We start from the raw sequence: 21,242 nt of genomic DNA, 5'->3' as shown, positions 1-21,242 counted from the left end.
CCCGTCCTCCGGAGATCCCGTTTATTCGGCCACGAGCGGTCGGATGCGGGATTACCCTGGCCTCTATCAGTACGTTCGACGAGGACATCGTTCCCTTTCAAGTCGAGGTCTCGCAGGCACAGCTGCGTGATCTCCGGCAGCGCTTGAGTCAAACCCGGTGGCCCGCACAGATTCCCGGCACCGGCTGGGCGCGCGGGGTGCCGGGTGACTATCTGCGCGAGCTCGCCGAGTACTGGGCGCAGCGGTTCGACTGGCAGGTGTGGGAGAAGCGGCTCAATTCCTACCCGCAATACACGACGGTCATCGATGGTGCGCGAATTCATTTCCTGCACATACGATCTCACCGCACGGGTGCGACGCCGATGATCATGTTGCACGGCTGGCCCGGTTCGGTGCTGGAATTCCTGGACGTGATCGAACCGCTCAGCGACCCCGAGGACGGCAGTCCCGCATTCGATCTGATCATTCCCTCCCACCCGAATTTCGGATTCTCCGGTCCCACAACCGATTCCGGCTGGGACAGTATCCGCACCGCGCGCGCCTACGCCGAACTCATGCGCCGCCTGGGCTATCCGCGCTACGCCGTGCAGGGCGGCGACTACGGCGCGTTCATCGGCCCCGATCTGGGCCGCATCGACGCCGATCGCGTGCTCGGCGTCCATGTCAATGCCGCCACCTGGGGTTTCATGCCGCACGGTCAGGTGCCCGATGACGATGCCGCCACCCTCACCGCACTGGAGCGCGAAAAGCTCACGCTCATAGGCGAATTCCTCACCGACGGCAGCGGCTACTACCAGATCCAGGGCACCCGCCCGCACACCCTCGGCTTCGCCCTGGCGGATTCCCCTGCGGGCCAACTGGCTTGGATCGTGGAGAAGTTCCACGCCTGGACCGGATCCTGCGGCGCCCTGGAAGACCGCATCGACCGCGACCATATGCTCGCCGACGTCTCCATCTACTGGTTCACCAATACCGGCAGCTCATCGGCCCAAATGTATTACGAATCCCTGCATTCCCCGCAGCACCCCACCCACTCCCGCGTCCCCACCGGCGTGGCCAATTTCGCCGGCGACCCGGCCATCCGCCGCTACGCCGAGCAGCTCAACACCATCGTGCGCTGGACCGAATTCGACACCGGCGGCCACTTCGCCGCCATGCAGACCCCGGACCTGCTGGTCGCCGACCTCCGCGAGTTCTTCGCCGATCTGCGCAGCTGAGTACACGACCGGCGCGGCCGACCGCACGCGGGCAATTTGCCGACGGGCAACTAAACTGGATTTCGAAGATCCGGGAATCTCCTGCGCACGGGCCCAATCGCGGCACGCACGGTGAACCCGAAGGCGAGCGAGGAGGTGGGGCTGAATGTCGACCACGGAGCAACGGCGGCTCGAGGTCCTGCGGGCGATCGTCGCGGACTACATTTCGACCAAGGAGCCGATCGGCTCGAAAACACTGGTGGAACGGCACAATCTGGGTGTCTCCAGTGCCACCGTCCGCAATGACATGGCGGTGCTCGAGGCCGAGGGGTACATCACCCAGCCGCACACCAGCTCGGGGCGGATACCGACCGATAAGGGCTATCGGCAGTTCGTCGATCACATCTCCGAGGTGAAGCCGCTCTCGAACGCCGAGCGCCGGGCCATCATGGAATTCCTGGAGAGCGGCGTCGACCTCGATGACGTCCTGCGCCGCGGTGTCCGGTTACTCGCGCAGCTGACCCGTCAGGTCGCCATGGTGCAGTACCCGACCGTGAGCGCCTCCACCGTCCGCCATATCGAAGTCGTGGCGCTCAATCCGGCCCGGCTGCTGCTGGTGGTCATCACCGATTCCGGGCGCGTCGATCAGCGTCTGGTGGATCTGGGCAATATCGTCGGCGATGACGATCTGGGCGCATTGCGCGCGATGCTCGGCAAGGCCATGGAGGGCAAGCGCCTGGCCTCCGCGTCCGCCTCGGTCGCCGAACTACCCGAGCACTCCACCGGCAAGCTGCGCGATGTGCTCATCCGCGTCTCCACGGTGCTGGTGGAAACCCTCGTCGAACATCCCGAGGAGCGCCTGGTGCTGGGCGGCACCGCGAACCTCACCCGCAATGCCGGGGACTTCGCCGGGAACGGATTCCCGGGCTCCCTGCGTTCAGTCCTCGAGGCCCTGGAAGAACAGGTCATCGTGCTGAAGTTGCTGGCCGCCTCACAGCAGCCGGGTACCGTGACCGTGCAGATCGGGGAGGAGACCAAGGTCGAACAGATGCGTGGAACGGCGGTGGTGTCCACCGGATACGGGATGCCCGGTACCGTTCTTGGCGGCATGGGGGTGCTGGGCCCGACGCGTATGGACTATCCGGGGACCATCGCCTCGGTAGCGGCCGTGGCCCGGTACATCGGTGAGGTGCTCTCCGAACGGTGAGCAACCAGCGAGACGAAACAGGACTAGAGAGCACAAGTGGCACGGGACTATTACGCACTGCTCGGCGTCGCACGCAACGCGACCGACCAGGAGATCAAGCGCGCCTATCGGAAGCTGGCGCGTGAACTGCATCCCGACGTCAACCCGGAGCCGGAGGCGCAGGAGCGCTTCCGCGAGGTGTCGACGGCCTACGAGGTACTGACCGATGCGGAGAAGCGGCGCATCGTCGACCTCGGCGGTGACCCGCTGGAATCCGGCGGCGGTGCCGGCGGCGGATTCTCCGGTGCGGGCTTCGGCGGTCTGGGTGATGTGTTCGAGGCTTTCTTCGGCGGGATGAACACGTCCAACCCGCGCAAGCCGCGCGGCCGGGTGCAGCCCGGCGCGGATTCGCTGCTGCGCACCCGGCTCTCGCTACAGGAGTGCGCGGTCGGTGTCACCAAACACCTGACCGTCGACACCGCCATCCTCTGCGATGTGTGCGTGGGTTCGGGCACCAACGGCAACTCCAAGCCGGTGCGCTGCGAAACCTGCGGTGGCGCGGGCGAAGTGCAGACCGTACAGCGGTCGTTCCTGGGTCAGGTCATGACCTCGCGGCCGTGCCCCACCTGCCGTGGCGCGGGCGAGACCATTCCGGACCCCTGCCGCAAGTGCGGCGGCGACGGTCGCGTGCGCTCGCGCCGCGAGATCGCCGCGCCGATTCCGGCGGGTGTGGCCAGCGGTATGCGCGTGCGTCTGGCCGCGCAGGGCGAGGTCGGCCCGGGTGGCGGTCCCGCCGGTGATCTGTACGTCGAGGTCGTGGAGCAGCCGCACGACACCTTCGTGCGCGACAGCGATGATCTGCACTGCACGATTCGCGTGCCCATGGTGGACGCGACGCTGGGCACCACGGTCGTCATCGACACCATCCTGGACGGTCCGGTCGAACTCACCATTCCCGCGGGCACCCAGCCCGGCGAGGTCTCGGTGCTGCGCGGCCACGGTATGCCCAAGCTGCGCGCCAATTCCCGCGGTGATCTGATCGCGCACCTGGACATCGTCATCCCCACCAAGATGGATTCCAAGCAGCAGGAACTGTTGCGCAAGTACAAGGGCATGCGACCCAATGAGCGCACCGAGGTGCTCTCCACGCAGTCCGAGCACAACAGCGGTCTGTTCGCCCGCCTGCGCGCCTCCTTCAGCGGACGCTGATCCCTTGGCCGCCACCGTCTTCTACCTCGACGACATCCCGGAACCGGGTGCCACGGCCGTGCTGGACGGCCCGGAGGGCCGCCATGCCGCGACCGTCCGCCGCATCCGCGTCGGAGAGCCGATCACGCTCTCCGACGGCAATGGGCTGCTCGCCGACTCCGAAGTGGTCGCGGCCGAAAAGGATCGCCTCGAACTGAAGGTGCTGGACCGCCGGGTCGCCGCACCGGCGACCCCGCAGGTCACGGTCGTCCAGGCACTGCCCAAATCGGAACGTTCCGAACTCGCGGTCGAACTCATGACCGAGGCGGGGGCCGACGCCATCGTCCCCTGGCAGGCCATTCGCTGCGTCTCCAAATGGGAGAACAAGGCGCACAAGGCCGTCGAGAAATGGCGCACCGCGGCCAAACAGGCCGCCCGCCAATCCCGCCGCCCCTACATCCCCGATGTCGCCGACCTGCACCACACCCGCGACCTGCTGAACCTGGTACGCGAAGCCAAATCCCACGGCGCGATCGTCGCGGCCCTGCACGAATCCGGCGCTGGCCGCTTCACCGATCTGCCGTTCGACGGCGTCCCCGAAGTGGTCCTGATCGTCGGCCCCGAAGGCGGTCTGGACGATTCGGAGCTGACAGCCCTCGCCGACGCGGGCGCGGACATCGTGCTGCTCGGCCCCACCGTGCTGCGCACCTCCACCGCCGCGGCCGTGGCTCTCGGCGCATTGGGCGCACTGACCCCGCGCTGGTAACGCGCCCCCGGCCGTTCCGGCACGTTCGTGGCCGGAATCCACACGGCCAGGATGGCGAACGAGCCGGCCCGGTCATCGAGTTCGCACCGGATGCCGCGGTCGAGGCCATCATTGCCGCCCCGATCGAGTGCGCTACGAGGACCGCATGGAATCGGTTGCGATCACCGGTGATTCGATCGACGCGGGTCGCGAGCGCATTGTCAGCGTGCCGATCAGACCGGCTGCGAGCGCGACCAGTGCCGCGACGTACCCCGTCAGGCCGGGCCAGCCGAAACGGCCGAAGACCAGCCCGCCCAGTCCACCGGCGATGGAGCTGCCCAGGTAGTAGGCGCACATGTACAGGGCGGACGCCGCCGCGCGATTGCCGTTGGCCGCCGCGCCGACCCAGCTGCTGGCGGCGGCGTGAATGGCGAAAAAGCCTGCGGTGCACAGCAGTACACCGAAGAGGAGGACCGGCAAGAGGTCGGGCAGGGTCAGCAGCAGCCCGATGATCATGCCGAGTAGTCCGAGCCCCATGACGCGGGACCGGCCGAGCCGCGCCGTCATCCGTCCCGAGGCGGCAGCGGTGGCCGTACCCGCGAGATACAGCACGAACACCAAACCCACTGTGGCAGCGGATAACCCGAATGGTTCGCGAGTGAGTCGGTAGCCGAGGAAGTTGTACAGCGAGACGAAGCCGCCCATCATGACGAAGGCAAGCCCGTATAGCGGCAGTAGGGTGCGATCCCGCAGGTGTGCCGCGAAACCGGCAGCGACAGTGCGTGTTTGGAGTGGCTGAGGGGTGAATCGGCGCGAATTCGGCAGCATTCGCACGAAGATCCCGGCACATACCGCCGCGGCGATGGCGATCGTTGCCGCGCCCCAGCGCCACGATCCGACTTCCAGGGTGAACGCCGGGATGAGTCGCCCCGTCAATCCGCCCAGGCTGGTGCCCGCGACATAGACGCCCATGGCCGCCCCCAGTCCGGCCGCCCCGATCTCCTCGGCCAGATATCCCATGGCCACGGCGGGCACCCCGGCCAGCGCCACACCCTGTATCGCCCGCCCGGCCAGCAGCACCTCCAGCGTCGGGCTGAACGGCAGCAACAGCCCGATGACGCTGGCCGCCACGGCCGATCCGATCATCACGCGGGTGCGCCCGACTCGATCGGACAGCACACTCATCGGCACGATCGCCAATGCCAGCAGCCCGGTGGTCAGCGATACCGCCAGCGCGGCCCGCGCCGGAGTCGCTCCGAATGCGATCGACAGGCTCGGCAGCAGCGCCTGCGCGCTGTACATCGAAGCGAAGGTGGTCAGCCCGGCGGCGAAGAGCGCGACCGTGATTCGACGCTCATGCACCGCGATGTCATCGGAATCGAGCACGGTGGCGGTCATCATCCGAGCATGAGCGCGTCCCGATTCCAAAGGAAATGCATAATCAAGTCCTACTTCATGCACCTGCGGTATTAGTACAGCTATTCGGAGGGAGGCCGACCATGCCGAGTGACAATCCGCACTCGCCACTCACCCCGCGTACACGCGGAGTTCGTCGCGGTTTCCGGGTTCCGGATCGGAACCGGCGGTACATCGCACCGGCAGAGGAGGAGTTCGCTGTGACTTCCGGCTGGATTCTGTTCGCGATGGCCCGCGCCGAGCCGAAGGGGGCGGCGTCCTCCGGGGTGGGAAACGGGCGCGGCGACCGAGATCGCTTGTGGCGTCGTGAGCGAGTTGTTCGCGTCCGCCCGGTTCAGGAGTGCGCTCGTGGCCGGTGAGGATCTGCACTGGTTCATTACGCTGGCCGAGCTCGAGCGGGTCGGGGTGGCGGCGGAGCGGTTGCATCTGACGCAGCCGACGCTGTCGCGCATGCTGGCCCGGCTGGAGGCGCGGTTGGGTGTCCGGCTGTTCGATCGCTATGGAAAGCGATTGGCGCTCAATGATTTCGGGCGGGTCTACTACGAGCACGCGCGGCGCGCGCAGGCCGAGCTCGACTCCGCCGTACGTGAACTCGCGGATCTGGCGCATCCGGCGAAAGGCGTTGTGCGGCTGGCTTTCCAGCATTCGCTGGGTGCGCGGGTGGTGCCGGAGCTGATCGCCGGATTCCGGCGGGTGTCCGGCCGGATCACCTTCACCCTGCAACAGGACGCCGCCGACATCGTCACCGATGTGGTCCTGGATGGCAGCGCCGACCTCGGGATGTTGTCGCCGCGGCCGAAGCGGCCGGGGGTCGGGTGGCGGCCGCTGCTGCGGCAGCGGCTGGCGCTGGCGGTGCCGCCGGATCATCGGCTGGCGGCGCGGCGGCAGGTGCGGCTGGCCGAGGTGGCCGATGCCGAATTCATCGCCATGCATCCGGGCTTCGGTATGCGGCAGGTGCTCGACGAGCTGTGCGCGGCGGCGGATTTCCGACCGCGCATCGGGTTCGAATGCAGCAATCTCGGCACCATCGCGGGTCTGGTGGCGGTCGGTTTGGGCGTTTCGGTGGTGCCGCTGGAATATCCGCTGACCGGCGGCCCGCAGCCGGACGCGGCGCTCATCCCGCTCGCCGAACCGGACGCTGTTCGCGAGGTCGGCCTGATCTGGCGCACCGGCGGCGCGCCGTCGGACGCGGTCCGGCGTTTTCGCGATTTCACCGTCGATTGGGCGCAACAGCGCTCCGGCGGCGGATAACGCCCAGGCAGCGGCGATGCTGCGGTCTCGCGTCAGCCTGCCGGTAGCGGCTTATTCACTGGGCGGTGTCGGTGGGCGGCGGTAAACTTCCATCAAAGATGTGACTCTCTAGACCGGGAAGCAGGCCATAGTCACTTTTGAGTACACCAGGCAAAATCGGCGACCAGAACATCCCCAATGTCGGCATCGGCGCCGACGACAATGGGTCCGGACCGGCGGGCCGGACCGTTCGCTCCAGCATTGAATTGGCACCGGAATCGGTGTTCGGTTTCCTGGGTTCGGCTGATGAGAACCTGCGTGAACTCGAGCGACTCCTCGATGCCGATATCCACGTCCGCGGCAATACCGTCACCCTCACCGGCAAGCCCGCCGATATCGCCCTCGCCGAGCGCGTCATCGCGCAGCTGGTGGCCTTGACGGCGCGCAATCGCCAGGTCAGTCCGGAGGCGGTGCGGCACACCTACTCCATGCTCACCGAGGGTTCCTCTGATTCCCCGGCGGAGGTGCTGAGTCTGGACATCCTGTCCCGGCGCGGTAAGACCATTCGCCCGAAGACGCTGAACCAGAAGCGCTATGTCGACGCCATCGATCATCACACCATCGTGTTCGGTGTCGGCCCGGCCGGTACCGGTAAGACGTATCTGGCCATGGCCAAGGCGGTGCAGGCCCTGCAGAACAAGCAGGTCACCCGCATCATCCTGACGCGTCCGGCGGTCGAGGCGGGTGAGCGGCTGGGCTTCCTGCCCGGCACCCTCAACGAGAAGATCGATCCGTACCTGCGCCCGCTCTATGACGCCCTGCACGACATGATGGATCCCGAGGCCATTCCCAAGCTCATGGCCGCGGGCGTCATCGAGGTCGCGCCGCTGGCGTATATGCGCGGTCGCAGCCTGAACGATTCGTTCATCATTCTCGACGAGGCGCAGAACACCACCGCCGAGCAGATGAAGATGTTCCTGACGCGTCTGGGCTTCGGGTCGAAGATCGTGGTGACCGGTGACGTCACCCAGGTCGACCTACCCGGCAGCTCGCGTTCGGGGCTGCGGGCCGCGACCGAGATCCTGGCCGATGTCGACGATATTCACGTCGCCGAGCTCACCAGCGCGGATGTGGTGCGGCATCGCCTGGTCGGTGAGATCGTGGACGCCTATGACCGCTATGAGGCCGAGTCCCGGCCACAGGTGGCGCACTATCCGGGCAACCGCGCGCAGCGGCGTGCCGCGAGCCGGGAGGGGCGGCACTGAACTCGGCCGATAGGCTGAGCGGGTGAGTATCGAGATCGCCAACGAATCGGGTATCGAAGTATCCGAAGAGGAACTGGTCAGCGTCGCGCGCTTCGCGATCGGTCAGATGGATGTCCATTCGGCCGCGGAGCTGTCGATGGTGTTGGTCGATCTCGACACCATGGCGGACCTGCACATGCGCTGGATGGACCTGCCGGGTCCGACCGATGTGATGTCCTTCCCCATGGATGAGCTGGAGCCGGGCGGGCGGCCCGATGCCGCCGAGCCCGGCCCTTCCATGCTCGGCGATATCGTGCTCTGCCCCGAGTTCGCGGCCCAGCAGGCCGAGAAGGCCGGGCATTCCATGGATCACGAGCTCGCCCTGCTGACCGTGCACGGCGTCCTGCACCTGCTCGGCTACGACCATGCCGAGCCGGAGGAGGAGAAGGAGATGTTCGCGCTCCAGGCTTCACTGCTGGAGGGCTGGTACGAGAGCCTGCGCGAGGCGCAGGTGCGTGCCGAGATCGCCGAGCGGGATCGTGAGCGTGATCGCCGGCTGCTGGGTAAGACCGGTTTCACCGATTCCGGTGATCCGCTGGATCCCGCGTGAATTCGTTCGTCCTGCTGCTGCTGGCCGTAGTGCTGGTTCCGGCCGGCGGCGTGTTCGCCGCGCTGGATTCGGCTTTGAACACGATTTCCATTGCGCGCGTTGACGATATGGTGCGTGCCGAACGCCCCGGCGCGACTCGGCTGGCAAAGATCATCGCCGATCGCCCGCGCTATGTGAATCTCATGGTGCTGCTGCGCGTGCTGTGCGAGATCACCGCGACGGTGCTGCTGGCGGCGGTGCTGCTGGATTGGCTGAACGAGGTTGCGGCACTGGTGGTTACGGCCGCCGTCATGGTGCTGGTCGACTATCTGGTGATCGGGGTCGGCCCGCGTACGCTGGGCCGCCAGCACGCGTATTCGCTGGCGCTGGGCGCGTCGCTGCCCTTGCAGGCCATCGGCACGCTGCTCGGCCCGATCAGCCGCCTGCTGATTCTGGTCGGTAATGCCATCACCCCGGGTAAGGGATTCCGCAACGGCCCCTTCGCTTCCGAGATCGAATTGCGCGAGGTCGTCGATCTGGCCGGTGAGCGCGGGGTGGTGGACGCCGAGGAACGCCGGATGATCCAGTCGGTGTTCGAACTCGGTGAGACCACGGCGCGCGCGGTCATGGTGCCGCGCACCGAGATGGTCTGGATCGAGGCGGAGAAGACCGCGGCGCAGGCCATGTCGCTGGCGGTGCGGTCGGGTCATTCGCGTATTCCGGTGGTGGGTGAGAACGTCGATGACATTCTCGGCGTCGTCTACCTGAAAGACCTTGTGCCGTACGCGGATCGGGCCAAGAAGGTGAAGGTGCGCGAGGTGATGCGCCCGGCCGTCTTCATGCCGGACTCCAAACCCCTGGACGCCCTGCTCGATGAGATGCAGCGCCGCCGTAATCATATGGCGGTGCTGGTGGACGAGTACGGCGGTATCGCCGGTCTGGTCACCATCGAGGATGTGCTGGAGGAGATCGTCGGTGAGATCGCCGACGAGTACGACACCGATGAGACCGCGCCCGTCGAGCAGATCGGCCCGGGCAAATACCGTGTCTCCGCGCGACTTCCGGTCGAGGACCTGGGCGAGTTGTTCGATATGGAAATCGACGATGAGGATGTCGACACCGTCGGCGGTCTGCTCGCGCATGCGCTGGGCCGCGTCCCGCTGCCGGGTTCCAAGGCCGTGATCCACGGTTTGCACCTGCGCGGTGAGGGCGGTTCGGATGCGCGCGGCCGGGTGCGGGTGCACACGGTCGTGGTGCGCCGTCCGCTGGAGAAAGCCAAAAACGAAGCGGCCGAAGGGAAACCGGACGGCGCACATCAAGAGGGAGAATCCGATGACTGACTTGGACGCCGAGGACAACAAACTGTTGATCCTCGCGCGCGGCGCGATGGGCCGCACCGGCGGTGGTGCGGGCGCGGCCATCCGGGATACCGATGGGCGCACCTACGCGGCGGGCGAGGTCGGTCTGGCCAGTCTGAAGCTGACCGCGTTGCAGGCCGCGGTGGCGGCCGCGATCTCCAGTGGCGCAGAGGGTTTCGAGGCCGCGGTGGTGGTGGCCGGGCGGTTCTCCGATCCCGGCGTGCACGCGGTGCGTGAGGTGTCGGCGACGGCGCGCATCGTGTTCACCGATGCCAAGGGCGCGGTGTTCGAGGTAGTGGAAGGGCCGGTCGAAGGTGACCCGGCTACCCGGCCCGGTATTCCCGAGGGCTTCGATCTGGAAACCGAGTCGGAGGTATTCGAATGAGCAGCAAAGACGTATTCCGTTCGGGCTTCGTATGTTTCGTGGGACGGCCGAATACCGGCAAGTCCACGCTGACCAATGCCATGGTGGGGCAGAAGATCGCCATCACCTCCTCGCGCCCGCAGACCACCCGGCACACCATTCGCGGCATCGTGCATCGTGAGCACGCGCAGCTGATCCTGGTGGACACCCCCGGTCTGCACCGGCCGCGCACGCTGCTCGGACAGCGGCTCAATGACCTGGTGCGCGATACCTATTCCGAGGTCGACGTGATCGCCATCTGCATTCCGGCGGATGAGAAGATCGGCCCGGGTGACCGGTGGATCGTCGAGCAGATCAAGTTGATGGCCCCCAAGACCAAGCTGCTGGGTGTGGTCACCAAGATCGACAAGGTGAGCCGGGACGCCATCGCGCATCAGCTCATGGCGGTATCCGCGCTGCTCGGCCCCGAAGCCGAACTGGTGCCGGTCTCCGCGGTCAAGGGTGAGCAGGTCGAGACGTTGATCGACGTCATCGCCTCGCAGATGCCCGAGGGCCCGGCCTTCTATCCGGACGGCGAACTCACCGATGAGCCCGAGGAAACCCTCATGGCCGAGCTCATTCGCGAAGCCGCGCTCGAGGGCCTGGACAACGAACTCCCGCATTCCCTCGCGGTCGTCATCGAGGACATCCTCGAGCGCGAGGAGAACGAGGACACCGCCACCGAGGGCACCCGCACCCACGAGGGCATGCTCGACGTGCACGCCCTGCTCTACGTGGAACGCCCCAGCCAGAAGGCCATCATCATCGGCAAGGGCGGCGCCCGCCTCAAAGAGGTCGGCACCAGCGCTCGCAAGCAGATCGAGAAGATCCTCGGCACCCGCATCTACCTGCACCTGCATGTGAAGGTGGCGAAGGACTGGCAGCGCGACCCGAAACAGCTGGGCCGCTTGGGCTTCTGACATCGGCTACCCGTGCGATGCCGCCGTCTGATCTTGGTCAGGCGGCGGGGCGGTTCCACCAAGGGGTGGGGCGGTGTTTGTGCCAATGGAGTTCGGATTCCAATTGGGCCGCAACAGATATCAGCAGGGGCTCGGAGTTGGCGGGGCCCATGAGCTGGGAACCGACGGGCAGGCCCGCGTCGGTGAAGCCCGAGGGGACGTTCACCGCGGGCCAGCCCAGGACATTCCACGGCCAGGTGTACGGGCATGACGAGGTGATGAGCTGGTCCGTGGCCCACGAGCCGATATCGTCGATCTCGTGCACGCCGGGCGGGGGAGTGGCGGTGGTGGGGGCCAGCACCAGGTCGTAATTGTCGAAGAAGCGGCCGATTCGCATGCGCAGCAACGGTTCCGCTCGTCGGGCTGCGAAGAGCGCCGGGCCGAGTACGCGGCCGGTGACGGCGTTGCTCCGGGTGCGTGGATCGACCTGTGCGCCGGGCAGGCGATTCAGTGCGTCGCGGATGCCGACCATGGAGCGGGGCAGGAAGGTCGCGCCCAGCAGTACGCCGTAGTGCACATCGGCGACGGTGACCTCGTGCCCGAGACCGCGCAAGGTGTTGGCGGTGTCGTGCACGCGCGCCTCCACCTCGCGGTCCAGTGCGGTCTTGATGGCCGTGAACGGGGTGCGCAGCGAGAGCGCGATGCGCAGCTTGCCCGGATCGCGGCCGACCGCGTCGGAGGCCCGAATCGGTTGCGGCGTATGCAGATCGCCCGCGTGCGGTCCCGCCGCCACATCCAGCAGCAGCGCCGCGTCGGCGACGGTGCGCGCCAGCGGCCCGTTCACGGTGAGCCCGTAGAACGCCTCGGGCAGCGGCCAGGTGGAGATGCGCCCGCGCTGCGGTTTGATGCCCACCAGGTTGTTCCACGCCGACGGAATGCGCACCGACCCCGCACCGTCGGATCCCAGTGCGGCGGGCACCAATCCGGCCGCGACCGCCGCCGCCGACCCACCGGACGACCCGCCCGGCGTGTGCTCGGCACTCCACGGATTCCTGGTGTGCCCGAACGCATTACCGCTCGTGAACGGAAGCTGCCCCAGCTCACAGGTATTGGTCTTACCGACGATCACCGCACCCGCCGCGCGCAACCTGCGCACCGATTCCGCATCCTCGGTCTTATCCGGAAATTCGCCACCGCATCCGAAAGCCGTTGGGCTACCGGCGATATCGGTGTCATCTTTGACTGCGATGGGCACTCCCAATAGCGGTGCCCGCTCACCCGCCGCCAATCTCCGATCGGCCTCGGCGGCTTCGATCAGCGCCTGTTCCCGCCGCACGATCCGAAACGCGTTGAGCCCATCCTGACTCGCGTCGATGGCATCCAGCACCGCGCCGGTAGCCGCCACCGAACTGATCTTCCCCCGCTCGAGTGCCGCCGCCAGCTCCGCCAACCCGAGTTCATGTACCGATGCCGTGGTCATTCGTGAATCCCGTCTCCCTGCCGCACGCGGGAAACCTAGCGCGATTCTGGTCACACGTCCAGGGTTCGCGGGCATTTAGGAACCCGAGCGTTCTCAGTCGGCGATATCCTCGGGGCTGCTGCGATCCCGGCGCTGCACAGACGGGCGATCGGATGCAGGGCATCGGGAGTTTCCGGTATTCGCGCCCGTACCAAATCTTTCGGCGCGCTCGCATGGGTCGTCGCGCGGTCGGTGTCGCGTGCGAGACTGTTGCGGTGCAGTTGTACAGAGACAATGCGGTAGTGGTGCGCCAGCACAAGCTGGGCGAGGCCGACCGTATCGTCACCCTGCTGACCCGCCAGCACGGTCTGGTGCGCGCGGTCGCCAAGGGCGTGCGGCGTACCCGGTCCAAGTTCGGGGCTCGGCTGGAACCGTTCGCGTATGTGGACGTGCAGTTGCATCCCGGGCGCAATCTGGATGTGGTGACCCAGGTGCATACGGTCGAAGCCTTCGCTTCGGACATCGTCGCCGATTACGGCCGCTACACCACCGCCTGCGCCGTACTGGAAACCGCCGAACGCCTAGCGGGTGAGGAGCGCGCGCCCGCGCCCCGACTGCACACCCTGACCGCCGGAGCTTTGCGCGCCATCGCGCAGGGCATCCGCCCGCATGAACTCATCCTCGACGCATTCCTGTTGCGCGCCATGGGTTTCGCCGGTTGGGCACCGGCTCTGGACGACTGCGCCCGCTGCGCCACCCCCGGCCCGCACCGCGCTTTCCACGTGGCGGCGGGCGGCGCGGTCTGCGTGCACTGCCGTCCCCCGGGCTCGGCCACCCCCATGCTCGGCGTCCTCGAACACCTCAGCGCCCTGCACCGCGGCGACTGGTCCGGCGTCAACGCCGTCCCCGACAACCTCCGCCGCCAAGCCAGCGGCCTGGTCGCCGCCCACCTGCAATGGCATCTCGAACGCCAACTCCGCACCCTGCCCCTGATCGAGCGCACCCGCCCGCACGAGGCCGCCGAATCCGCCGCCGTCGGCTGATCCCGCAAGTCGCGCAACCCCTGCCGCGAGCGTGTCCATGTCCAGCTCGTCGTATCGGCCGGCTTGCTGCGTGGCGAGATAGCGAGCACTTCGGCATGCGCACTCGGTGCGTTTTCGTCGTGGCGGCATACCGTGCTCCCGATACCGCGTCGACCCGGTCGGTGTGGGGGAAGTGTGGGGAGTCGGTGGGAAGTCCGTGGGTGTGTTCGCGGGGTTGGGGGCATCGGGCAGGATGGTGGGCGTGATCGGTACTCGCAAACCTTCCGCTGTCCAGCGCGCGGTGCGTCCGCCTTCGCCGCATCCCTCGGGTGCGACGCCGCCCGCGATTCCCGCCGAGTTCGTGCCCAGGCATGTCGCGCTGGTGATGGACGGTAACGGCCGCTGGGCGCAGGAGCGCGGGCTGGCGCGGACCGCGGGGCATGAGCGCGGCGAAGCGGTGCTCATGGATACCGTCGAGGGCTGTATCGAGATCGGGGTGAAGTGGCTGTCGGCGTACGCCTTCTCCACCGAGAATTGGCGGCGCAGTCCGGACGAGGTGAAGTTCCTGATGGGCTTCAACCGCGATGTGATCCGCAGGCGGCGCGATGAGATGCACGAGATGGGTGTGCGGGTGCGCTGGGCGGGCCGGCGGCCGCGCCTGTGGCGCAGCGTGATCAAGGAGCTCGAGATCGCCGAGGAGCTCACCAAGGACAATGACGTGATGACGCTGACCATGTGCGTCAACTACGGTGGTCGCGCCGAAATCGCCGATGCCGCAAGGGAAATCGCGCGCCGGGTGAAGTCCGGCGAGATCGATCCGGAGAAGGTGAACGAGGACACCGTCGCCCGCTTCCTGGATGAGCCGGATATGCCGGATGTGGATCTGTTCCTGCGCCCGTCGGGTGAGTTCCGCACCTCGAACTTCCTGATGTGGCAGTCCGCTTACGCCGAATTCGTGTTCCAGGAAACGCTTTTCCCGGATTTCGACCGCCGCAACCTGTGGGACGCCTGCCTGGAGTACGCCAAGCGTGACCGCCGCTTCGGTGGCGCGAAGTGAGCGATGCGATCGCCCCGGCGGCGGAATTGCAGGCGCGTGCCGGAGCCGCGCTGTCCCGCTATGACGTCGCGGTCCGGGTCGAGGAGGGCGGTGGCCTGGGTTTCGAATTCGACGGCGCGCTCTGCTCGCTGCGCGGGGTGAATCTGGCCCCCGGCCTGGATGTGCTCACCCTGACCTGTGTGCTGGCCTGGGATCGCCCGCTGAAACCGCAGTTGCACAAGCGGGTTGCCGAACGCAACGCGGCGCTGCAGTTCGGCTCGATCACGATCGTCGGCCATGACAAGCTGGCGGATATCATCCTGCGCTACACGTTCCCGGCCGCGGGCCTGGAGGATGAAGCGCTCGCGACCATGCTGCTGCTGGTGCTGTCCGGTGCGGGCCGCGCCCGCCAGGGCCTGGTGCTGCCCTGAATCCGCACGGCGGCAACGGTTTTCGCTGCCGCCGGTGAATCCTGCTCAGTTGGGCGAGGTTTCGGGCTGCGGCAGTTTCGCGTACGCGGGCAGCATCTGTTCGACTCCGCGCGCGAAGGATTCGGGGTCGGTATCGCCCAGGATCAGGAATTGCAGAATGAAGCCGGGTAGCAGGCCGAGGAATGCCTTGGCCACCGCCTCGACATCGGCATCCGGTGGGAGCCAGCCGATTTCGCGCATGCGGATGGCGTAGTCGACCCAGAGTCGCCGAATGCCACCGATATTGGTGCGCACGTAGTCGGCGATATTGGCGTCGGTGAGCGCCAGCGCCCAGGCCTGCGGGATGAGCCGGACCGGGCCGCCGGGTCCGGACAGGCGCACGATGGTTTCGGAGATGGTGAGGATGAGCTCCGGGGGAGTGGGCAGCGGATCGCTGAAGACCGCTTCGCTCAGGGCGGCGCGCAGATCGACGGTGGCCTCGGTGGTGAGGGCCGCGATGATGTCGTCCTTGGATTTGAAGTAGCGGTACACCGCTCCCGCGGACAGTCCGGATTCGGCGAAGACGTCCTGCATGGTGGTGGTGTGCAGGCCCTTGCGGGCGAAGCAGGTTTGCGCGGCGTCGAGGATCTGCTGTCTGCGGCGTTCCAGGTGTTCTTCGCTGACTCTGGGCATACGCCCAAAGTAAAACGAATATCCGTTCTTGACAAGCTGACAGCTCGATGTCAGGGTTGTCCCAATAAAAGAGAACGAACATCCGATTTACTGGAAGTGCCTGATGACCACCACCCAGCGCGCTGTCGCCTTCGGCCTCGCGGCCGCCCTCATCCAAGCGATCATGCTCATCGCCTTCGCCTGGCCCGCCACCAATATCAAGCCCCGCGAACTGCCCATCGCCGTCACCGGCCCGCAGGCCGCGGCCGTATCGCGGCAGTTGGCCGAACATGACGCCGACGCCTTCGATATCCGCACCGTCGCAGACGAATCCGCCGCCCGCGCCGCCATCGCGGACCGGGATGTGTACGGGGCCATCGTGACCGGCGGTCAGCCGGTGGTGCTGATCGCCTCCGCCGCGAGTCCGGCGGTGGCACAACAGCTCTCGGCCATCGCACAGCAGCTGTCGGGGACGCCCGCCCCGGCCGTGCGGGATGTGATCGCCGCCGATCCGGATGACCCGCGCGGCACCGGTTTCGGCGCGATGGTGCTGCCCCTGGCCCTGTCCGGCATCGCCGCTGGTGTTCTGCTGACCCTGCTGATCCCGTCCATTCCCGCGCGCGGCCTGGGTCTGACGACCTTCGCGATCGCCGGTGGACTGCTCAGCATGAGCATCATCAGCGGCTGGCTGTCCCTGCTCCCCGGTTCCTACCTGACCCTCGCCGCCATCGCCGGGCTGGTGTCCTTCGCGGTGGCTGGAACCGTGGTCGGCCTCGCCGCGGCGATCGGCCGAGCGGGCATCGGCCTGGCCGCCATCCTCATCGTGCTGATCGGAAACCCGTTCTCCGCGGCCACTTCCGCGCCCGAACTGCTCCCGCGGCCCTGGGGCACGATCGGCCAGCTGCTCCCGCCGGGTGCCGCCGCCAGTCTGCTCCGCTCGGTCGCCTTCTTCGACGGCGCGAAGGCGGGCGGCCCGCTGACGGTCCTACTGGTCTGGGCCGCGGCCGCTCTCGCCCTGCTGGGCATCGGCATCCTGCGCTCGCGCCCCGCGACCGCGACGGCCGATCTCAGGGAGCCCGTCCCCGTCGCGGGCTGATACCCGCCTAATGCATTGCGCCCCTTGCAGTCTCACTGCAAGGGGCGCAATATGTCGTTCGGCCGACGCTCTCAGCTCTTGCCGCTCGCGCAGCCGCCGCAGGTGCCGAAGATCTCCATGGTGTGGCTGATATCGGTGAAACCGTGTTCCGCCGCAATGGAATCCGCCCACGCCTCCACGGTCGGTCCCTCGACCTCCACGGTGCGCCCGCAATGGCGGCACACCAGGTGATGGTGGTGTCCGGTGGAGCACTGCCGGTACACGGACTCGCCGGAGTCGGTGCGCAGCATGTCGACCAGTCCGGCCTCGGCGAGTGATTGCAGCGTCCGATAGACCGTGGTCAGTCCGATGCCCTCACCGCGCCGCCGGAGTTCATCGTGCAGCTCCTGGGCGGACCGGAACTCGTCGATATCGGCGAGCAGCGCCGCGATGGCGCTGCGCTGACGGGTGCTGCGGACGCCGACCGTCTTCTCGGTTGTTCCCACCACTCACCCCTCCTCTGCGTGTGCGACGGCATCGATGACGATATGCGCCAGATGTTCGTCGACCAGTTCGTAGATCACTTCGCGCCCGGTGCGCTCCCCGCGCACCACGCCCGCGGACTTGAGGATTCGCAGGTGCTGGCTGATCAGCGGCTGGGTCACCCCGAGGGTGTCGACCAGTTCGTGGACGCAGCGCGGCGATTCGCGTAGTTGCAGCACGATGGCGATGCGCACGGGGGCGGCCAGGGCGCGCAGCAGTTCGCCGGCCGAGTCCAGAATGGTGCGGGAGGGCACCATAGGCGGCTGGGGTGACCGGTACGGGTACGGGTCGTGCGGAATCGCGGTCGGGGCCTCGGTGGCGACGCGTGAGCGCCGCAGGGGGGCACCACTGTCGGTGGTCATCGAACCAACTCCTTATTGGAAACCGATGCCATTCTTATATGCAAGGGTGCGCATGTCAAACGTGACACTCGGAGCGTATCGGGAGGGATCGGTTCGTGACCGCTCAGCAGTTGGATTCGGTGGGAATCGGGATGGTGGGGTCGAAGTACTGTTCGGTCGGTCGCGCCGGGGTCCCGCTCGGTTTCGCGGTCTCGCTGTAGGACGGGGCCAGGTAGCCCTTCTTGAACCATTCGCAGTTGGCGGCATAGGTGTGTGACCGGATGTCGCCGAAGTGCATGCCCTGCGAACTCTGTCCGTAGGCGGGATCGTCGACCCAGGTGTACTCGACCTGCTCGCGCACCAGCACGATCACCTGCATCGGATCCTTGATCACGGGCGAGGCGGGCGGGCGGAAGGCGTAGGCCACGATGTAATTGGTCTTGATGCTCAGCTCGCCCTTGGCGTCGAGGTCCGCCGACATGCTGCCGGTCACGCGCGGTGTAGCGGGCAGCAGTGTGAAGCCCGGCGCGAGTTTGGTGGTGATCCAAGCGGTTTGGCGCTCATTGCCCGGTGTGAGCTGCTCGCGCAGCGCTTCCACCTGGTGTGGCGCGAGCAGTGCCAGCACCGGTTCGGCATCACCGGTCTCGAGTACATGCGGGTCGAGCCGGGCCAGCGTGATGAGCTGTTTGGCGCGCGCCTCGGCCGCGGCCACCTGCTCGGCCGAGAAACGGCCCACCGCACTGGAGCGGCTGACCGGTCGTTCCACTATGGCGTGTCGCTCGCATGCCCGCAGCCCCGAATACCGGGGGCAGCGTGGCCCACCCGGGCTCGGTCGCGGTGCCCGCGCCCGGGGTAAAACGCCTAGCCCGGTACCGATAGGCTTGAGCACGTCCCTTGTAGTTTTCACGGACCGGATGGAGATTTCCTCAGTGGCACCCAAGTCGAAGGTGGACACCGTCGCCAACCTCGCCAAGCGACGGGGTCTGGTGTACCCGAGCGGTGAGATTTACGGCGGCACCAAATCGGCGTGGGATTACGGACCGCTGGGTGTCGAGCTCAAGGAGAACATCAAGCGGCAGTGGTGGCGTTCGATGGTCACCAGTCGCGAGGATGTGGTCGGCCTCGATTCGTCGATCATCCTGCCGCGTCAGGTGTGGGTCGCCTCGGGTCACGTCGCGGTGTTCAACGATCCGCTGGTGGAATGCCTGAACTGCCATAAGCGGCACCGGCAGGACCACCTGCAGGAGGCGTACGCCGAGAAGCACAAGCTCGATGATCCGGATTCGGTGTCCATGGAGCTCATCGTGTGCCCCGATTGCGGCACCGTCGGCAAGTGGACCGAGCCGCGCGATTTCAACATGATGCTCAAGACGTACCTGGGCCCGGTCGAGTCCGAAGAGGGCATGCACTACCTGCGCCCGGAGACCGCGCAGGGCATCTTCGTGAACTACAAGAACGTCGAGACCACCGCGCGCAAGAAGCCGCCGTTCGGTATCGCCCAGATGGGCAAGAGCTTCCGCAACGAGATCTCCCCGGGCAACTTCATCTTCCGCACCCGCGAGTTCGAGCAGATGGAGATGGAGTTCTTCGTCAAGCCGGGTGAGGACGAGCAGTGGCATCAGTACTGGATCGACACCCGGCTGGCCTGGTACACCGATCTGGGCATCGATCCGGAGAACCTGCGGCTGTACGAGCATCCGAAGGAGAAGCTCTCGCACTACTCCACCCGCACGGTGGATATCGAGTACCGCTTCCGTTTCCAGGGCAGCGAGTGGGGTGAGCTCGAGGGCGTCGCCAACCGCACCGACTTCGATCTGAAGACCCATTCCGAGCATTCGGGACAGGATCTGAGCTACTTCGATCAGACCAGCGGTGAGCGCTACACGCCGTACGTGATCGAACCCGCGGCCGGTCTGACCCGTTCGCTGATGGCGTTCCTGGTGGACGCGTATCACGTGGAGCAGGTGCCGACCGCCAAGGGCGGTGTGGAGGATCGCACCACGCTGCGCCTGGATCGTCGCCTCGCGCCGGTGAAGGCCGCGGTGCTGCCGCTCTCGCGCAATGCCGAGCTGTCGCCGAAGGCGAAGGATCTGGCCGCGCAGCTGCGCCGCAACTGGAACGTCGAGTTCGACGACGCGGGCGCCATCGGCCGTCGCTATCGCCGTCAGGACGAGATCGGCACCCCGTTCTGCATCACCGTCGACTTCGACACGCTCGAGGATCACGCGGTGACCGTGCGCGAGCGGGATTCCATGGCGCAGGAGCGAATCGCGCTTGATCAAGTAGAGGGCTACCTGGCCGCGCGCCTGATCGGCGCCTGATTTCCGACTCCCGAGGAAGACCGGTCAATGCCTGACCGGTCTTTTCTTTATTCGGTTGCCCCTGAAATTCGGGGCGCTGATTGGCAATTGGGTATGCCACTACTCGTGTTAACGGCCCATGACCGGAGCAGTATTGATAGGTATGGGGCAACGGCGCCTGTCGCTGTAGCTCAATCTGTCGAGGTGAGTCATGAGCGAGCTTGTTATCGGCCCCCGTTCGGGGCTGCAATGGGTCTCATTGGGGGACTCTGGATCGTCTTGTCCTGCCGCCCGTTCCACGGTTGCGGCCTTTCGATCTTGGGCTGATTCCTTTCTGACCCGACCCAGTCCCGAACTGGGCCGCGACGGACCGGTATGTCCGTATGTGAAACCGTCCATGCGACGGGATCTGCTGTGGCTCGCGCAGGTCCCGGCCGCGGAGCCGCGTCCGATGTGGGTGCGGGCCATCATCGAGGATGCCCTCGAGGTCTATCCCGAACTGCCGACGGGCAATGGTAGTTCGACATCGGTGTTGCGCGGAATGATCACCGTATTCCCGAATTTGGTTGACTATTCATTGATCGACGAGATTCACGCGGAATTCAAGACCAAATTCGTCGAACGCGGTGCGATGCTCGGGCAATTCTATCCGGGATGCGATCAGCCGGGATTGTGGAACAAAGACTTCCGGCCATTGGACGCGCCATTGCCCATGTTGGTGGTGCGCTCGATGATGACAACCGATTTCCCTTTCCTGCTGGAAAAGCCGGAATGGATGGACGCGTATGTGCGCAAGTTCGCACCCGGCCTGCCCGCACATGTGCGGACGGTCATGGTGGGTCGCCTGACGGCCCGTCCCGATTCCTGGGTTCCGGCGTATGAGGAACAGCGGGAAGACGAATCTTGCTCGACCAGTACTCGATGAGGCGT

At 66.5% G+C, this 21,242-nt stretch carries 22 protein-coding genes; 16 read left to right on the top strand and 6 right to left on the bottom strand.

Annotated elements, in window-relative coordinates; genetic code table 11:
• Positions 1–23: 23 nt before the first annotated feature.
• The 4 genes from AB0L82_RS21010 (at position 24) to AB0L82_RS20995 (ending at position 4,336) form a co-directional block, all read left to right on the top strand.
• Complete coding sequence (locus AB0L82_RS21010) at positions 24–1,217, top strand: epoxide hydrolase family protein (RefSeq protein WP_364640388.1); 1,194 nt, start codon at positions 24–26, stop codon at positions 1,215–1,217.
• Between the two features lie 145 nt (positions 1,218–1,362).
• Positions 1,363–2,403, top strand: a complete 1,041-nt coding sequence (gene hrcA, locus AB0L82_RS21005) for a heat-inducible transcriptional repressor HrcA (RefSeq protein WP_364638557.1) — start codon at positions 1,363–1,365, stop codon at positions 2,401–2,403.
• 36 nt (positions 2,404–2,439) lie between these two features.
• Complete coding sequence (gene dnaJ, locus AB0L82_RS21000; protein WP_364638555.1) at positions 2,440–3,591, top strand: molecular chaperone DnaJ; 1,152 nt, start codon at positions 2,440–2,442, stop codon at positions 3,589–3,591.
• Between the two features lie 4 nt (positions 3,592–3,595).
• Positions 3,596–4,336, top strand: coding sequence for a 16S rRNA (uracil(1498)-N(3))-methyltransferase (locus AB0L82_RS20995; RefSeq protein ID WP_364638552.1), 741 nt, complete (start codon positions 3,596–3,598; stop codon positions 4,334–4,336).
• Between the two features lie 132 nt (positions 4,337–4,468).
• Here the strand turns inward: AB0L82_RS20995 and AB0L82_RS20990 are convergent, their stop codons facing one another.
• On the bottom strand, positions 4,469–5,713 hold the full coding sequence (locus tag AB0L82_RS20990; protein ID WP_364638549.1) for an MFS transporter: 1,245 nt from the start codon (positions 5,711–5,713) through the stop codon (positions 4,469–4,471).
• 366 nt (positions 5,714–6,079) lie between these two features.
• Between AB0L82_RS20990 and AB0L82_RS20985 the strand changes: the two genes are divergently transcribed.
• The 6 genes from AB0L82_RS20985 (at position 6,080) to era (ending at position 11,475) form a co-directional block, all read left to right on the top strand.
• On the top strand, positions 6,080–6,982 hold the full coding sequence (locus AB0L82_RS20985) for a LysR family transcriptional regulator (RefSeq protein WP_364638546.1): 903 nt from the start codon (positions 6,080–6,082) through the stop codon (positions 6,980–6,982).
• A gap of 170 nt (positions 6,983–7,152) precedes the next feature.
• A complete protein-coding gene (locus AB0L82_RS20980) occupies positions 7,153–8,226 on the top strand; it encodes a PhoH family protein (RefSeq protein ID WP_364640385.1) in 1,074 nt (357 codons plus the stop codon).
• Positions 8,227–8,248: 22 nt separating this feature from the next.
• Positions 8,249–8,815: an rRNA maturation RNase YbeY gene (gene ybeY / locus AB0L82_RS20975; RefSeq protein WP_364638543.1), complete on the top strand. Its 567-nt coding sequence runs from the start codon at positions 8,249–8,251 to the stop codon at positions 8,813–8,815.
• On the top strand, positions 8,812–10,134 hold the full coding sequence (locus AB0L82_RS20970; protein ID WP_364638540.1) for a hemolysin family protein: 1,323 nt from the start codon (positions 8,812–8,814) through the stop codon (positions 10,132–10,134). Before ybeY ends, AB0L82_RS20970 begins: the two co-directional genes overlap by 4 nt.
• Entirely contained in the window at positions 10,127–10,537 is a 411-nt protein-coding gene (locus AB0L82_RS20965; RefSeq protein WP_364638537.1) for a cytidine deaminase, read from the top strand. Before AB0L82_RS20970 ends, AB0L82_RS20965 begins: the two co-directional genes overlap by 8 nt.
• On the top strand, positions 10,534–11,475 hold the full coding sequence (era, locus tag AB0L82_RS20960) for a GTPase Era (protein WP_364638534.1): 942 nt from the start codon (positions 10,534–10,536) through the stop codon (positions 11,473–11,475). The genes AB0L82_RS20965 and era overlap by 4 nt, the downstream gene beginning before the upstream one ends.
• Before the next feature lie 37 nt (positions 11,476–11,512).
• Here the strand turns inward: era and AB0L82_RS20955 are convergent, their stop codons facing one another.
• On the bottom strand, positions 11,513–12,934 hold the full coding sequence (locus tag AB0L82_RS20955; RefSeq protein WP_364638532.1) for an amidase: 1,422 nt from the start codon (positions 12,932–12,934) through the stop codon (positions 11,513–11,515).
• Positions 12,935–13,188: 254 nt separating this feature from the next.
• Here AB0L82_RS20955 and recO point away from each other — a divergent pair, with 254 nt between their 5' ends.
• The 3 genes from recO (at position 13,189) to AB0L82_RS20940 (ending at position 15,402) form a co-directional block, all read left to right on the top strand.
• Positions 13,189–13,956, top strand: a complete 768-nt coding sequence (gene recO, locus AB0L82_RS20950) for a DNA repair protein RecO (RefSeq protein ID WP_364638529.1) — start codon at positions 13,189–13,191, stop codon at positions 13,954–13,956.
• A gap of 232 nt (positions 13,957–14,188) precedes the next feature.
• Positions 14,189–14,992, top strand: a complete 804-nt coding sequence (locus AB0L82_RS20945) for an isoprenyl transferase (protein WP_364638526.1) — start codon at positions 14,189–14,191, stop codon at positions 14,990–14,992.
• Positions 14,993–15,018: 26 nt separating this feature from the next.
• A complete protein-coding gene (locus AB0L82_RS20940; RefSeq protein ID WP_364640382.1) occupies positions 15,019–15,402 on the top strand; it encodes a hypothetical protein in 384 nt (127 codons plus the stop codon).
• A gap of 45 nt (positions 15,403–15,447) precedes the next feature.
• On the opposite strand, the gene AB0L82_RS20935 is transcribed toward AB0L82_RS20940, so the two are convergent.
• The gene (locus tag AB0L82_RS20935; RefSeq protein ID WP_364638523.1) at positions 15,448–16,074 is read right to left on the bottom strand and encodes a TetR/AcrR family transcriptional regulator; all 627 of its coding nucleotides are present in this window, start codon (positions 16,072–16,074) and stop codon (positions 15,448–15,450) included.
• A gap of 103 nt (positions 16,075–16,177) precedes the next feature.
• Between AB0L82_RS20935 and AB0L82_RS20930 the strand changes: the two genes are divergently transcribed.
• Entirely contained in the window at positions 16,178–17,149 is a 972-nt protein-coding gene (locus tag AB0L82_RS20930; RefSeq protein WP_364638520.1) for a hypothetical protein, read from the top strand.
• Between the two features lie 71 nt (positions 17,150–17,220).
• Here the strand turns inward: AB0L82_RS20930 and AB0L82_RS20925 are convergent, their stop codons facing one another.
• The 3 genes from AB0L82_RS20925 to AB0L82_RS20915 all read right to left on the bottom strand — a co-directional run bounded on the left by AB0L82_RS20925 (position 17,221) and on the right by AB0L82_RS20915 (position 18,778).
• Complete coding sequence (locus AB0L82_RS20925) at positions 17,221–17,637, bottom strand: Fur family transcriptional regulator (RefSeq protein ID WP_364638517.1); 417 nt, start codon at positions 17,635–17,637, stop codon at positions 17,221–17,223.
• Complete coding sequence (locus AB0L82_RS20920) at positions 17,638–17,928, bottom strand: metalloregulator ArsR/SmtB family transcription factor (protein ID WP_364640379.1); 291 nt, start codon at positions 17,926–17,928, stop codon at positions 17,638–17,640.
• Positions 17,929–18,136: 208 nt separating this feature from the next.
• Positions 18,137–18,778 carry a hypothetical protein gene (locus AB0L82_RS20915; protein WP_364638514.1) on the bottom strand — a complete coding sequence of 214 codons (642 nt, stop codon included), beginning with the start codon at positions 18,776–18,778 and terminating at the stop codon, positions 18,137–18,139.
• Between the two features lie 163 nt (positions 18,779–18,941).
• On the opposite strand from AB0L82_RS20915, the gene AB0L82_RS20910 reads away from it, so the two are divergent.
• Positions 18,942–20,333 (top strand): glycine--tRNA ligase, encoded by a 1,392-nt coding sequence (locus AB0L82_RS20910; protein WP_364638511.1) that lies wholly within the window; start codon positions 18,942–18,944, stop codon positions 20,331–20,333.
• Between the two features lie 190 nt (positions 20,334–20,523).
• Positions 20,524–21,237 carry a DUF6875 domain-containing protein gene (locus tag AB0L82_RS20905; RefSeq protein WP_364638508.1) on the top strand — a complete coding sequence of 238 codons (714 nt, stop codon included), beginning with the start codon at positions 20,524–20,526 and terminating at the stop codon, positions 21,235–21,237.
• Positions 21,238–21,242: the final 5 nt, after the last annotated feature.

Origin of the sequence: Nocardia sp. NPDC052001 (assembly GCF_040680615.1) — a bacterium.
In the GTDB taxonomy this organism is placed as follows: domain Bacteria; phylum Actinomycetota; class Actinomycetes; order Mycobacteriales; family Mycobacteriaceae; genus Nocardia.
Note: the sequence above shows the minus strand (reverse complement) of the source record. Positions and strands in the feature narration are given on the sequence as shown.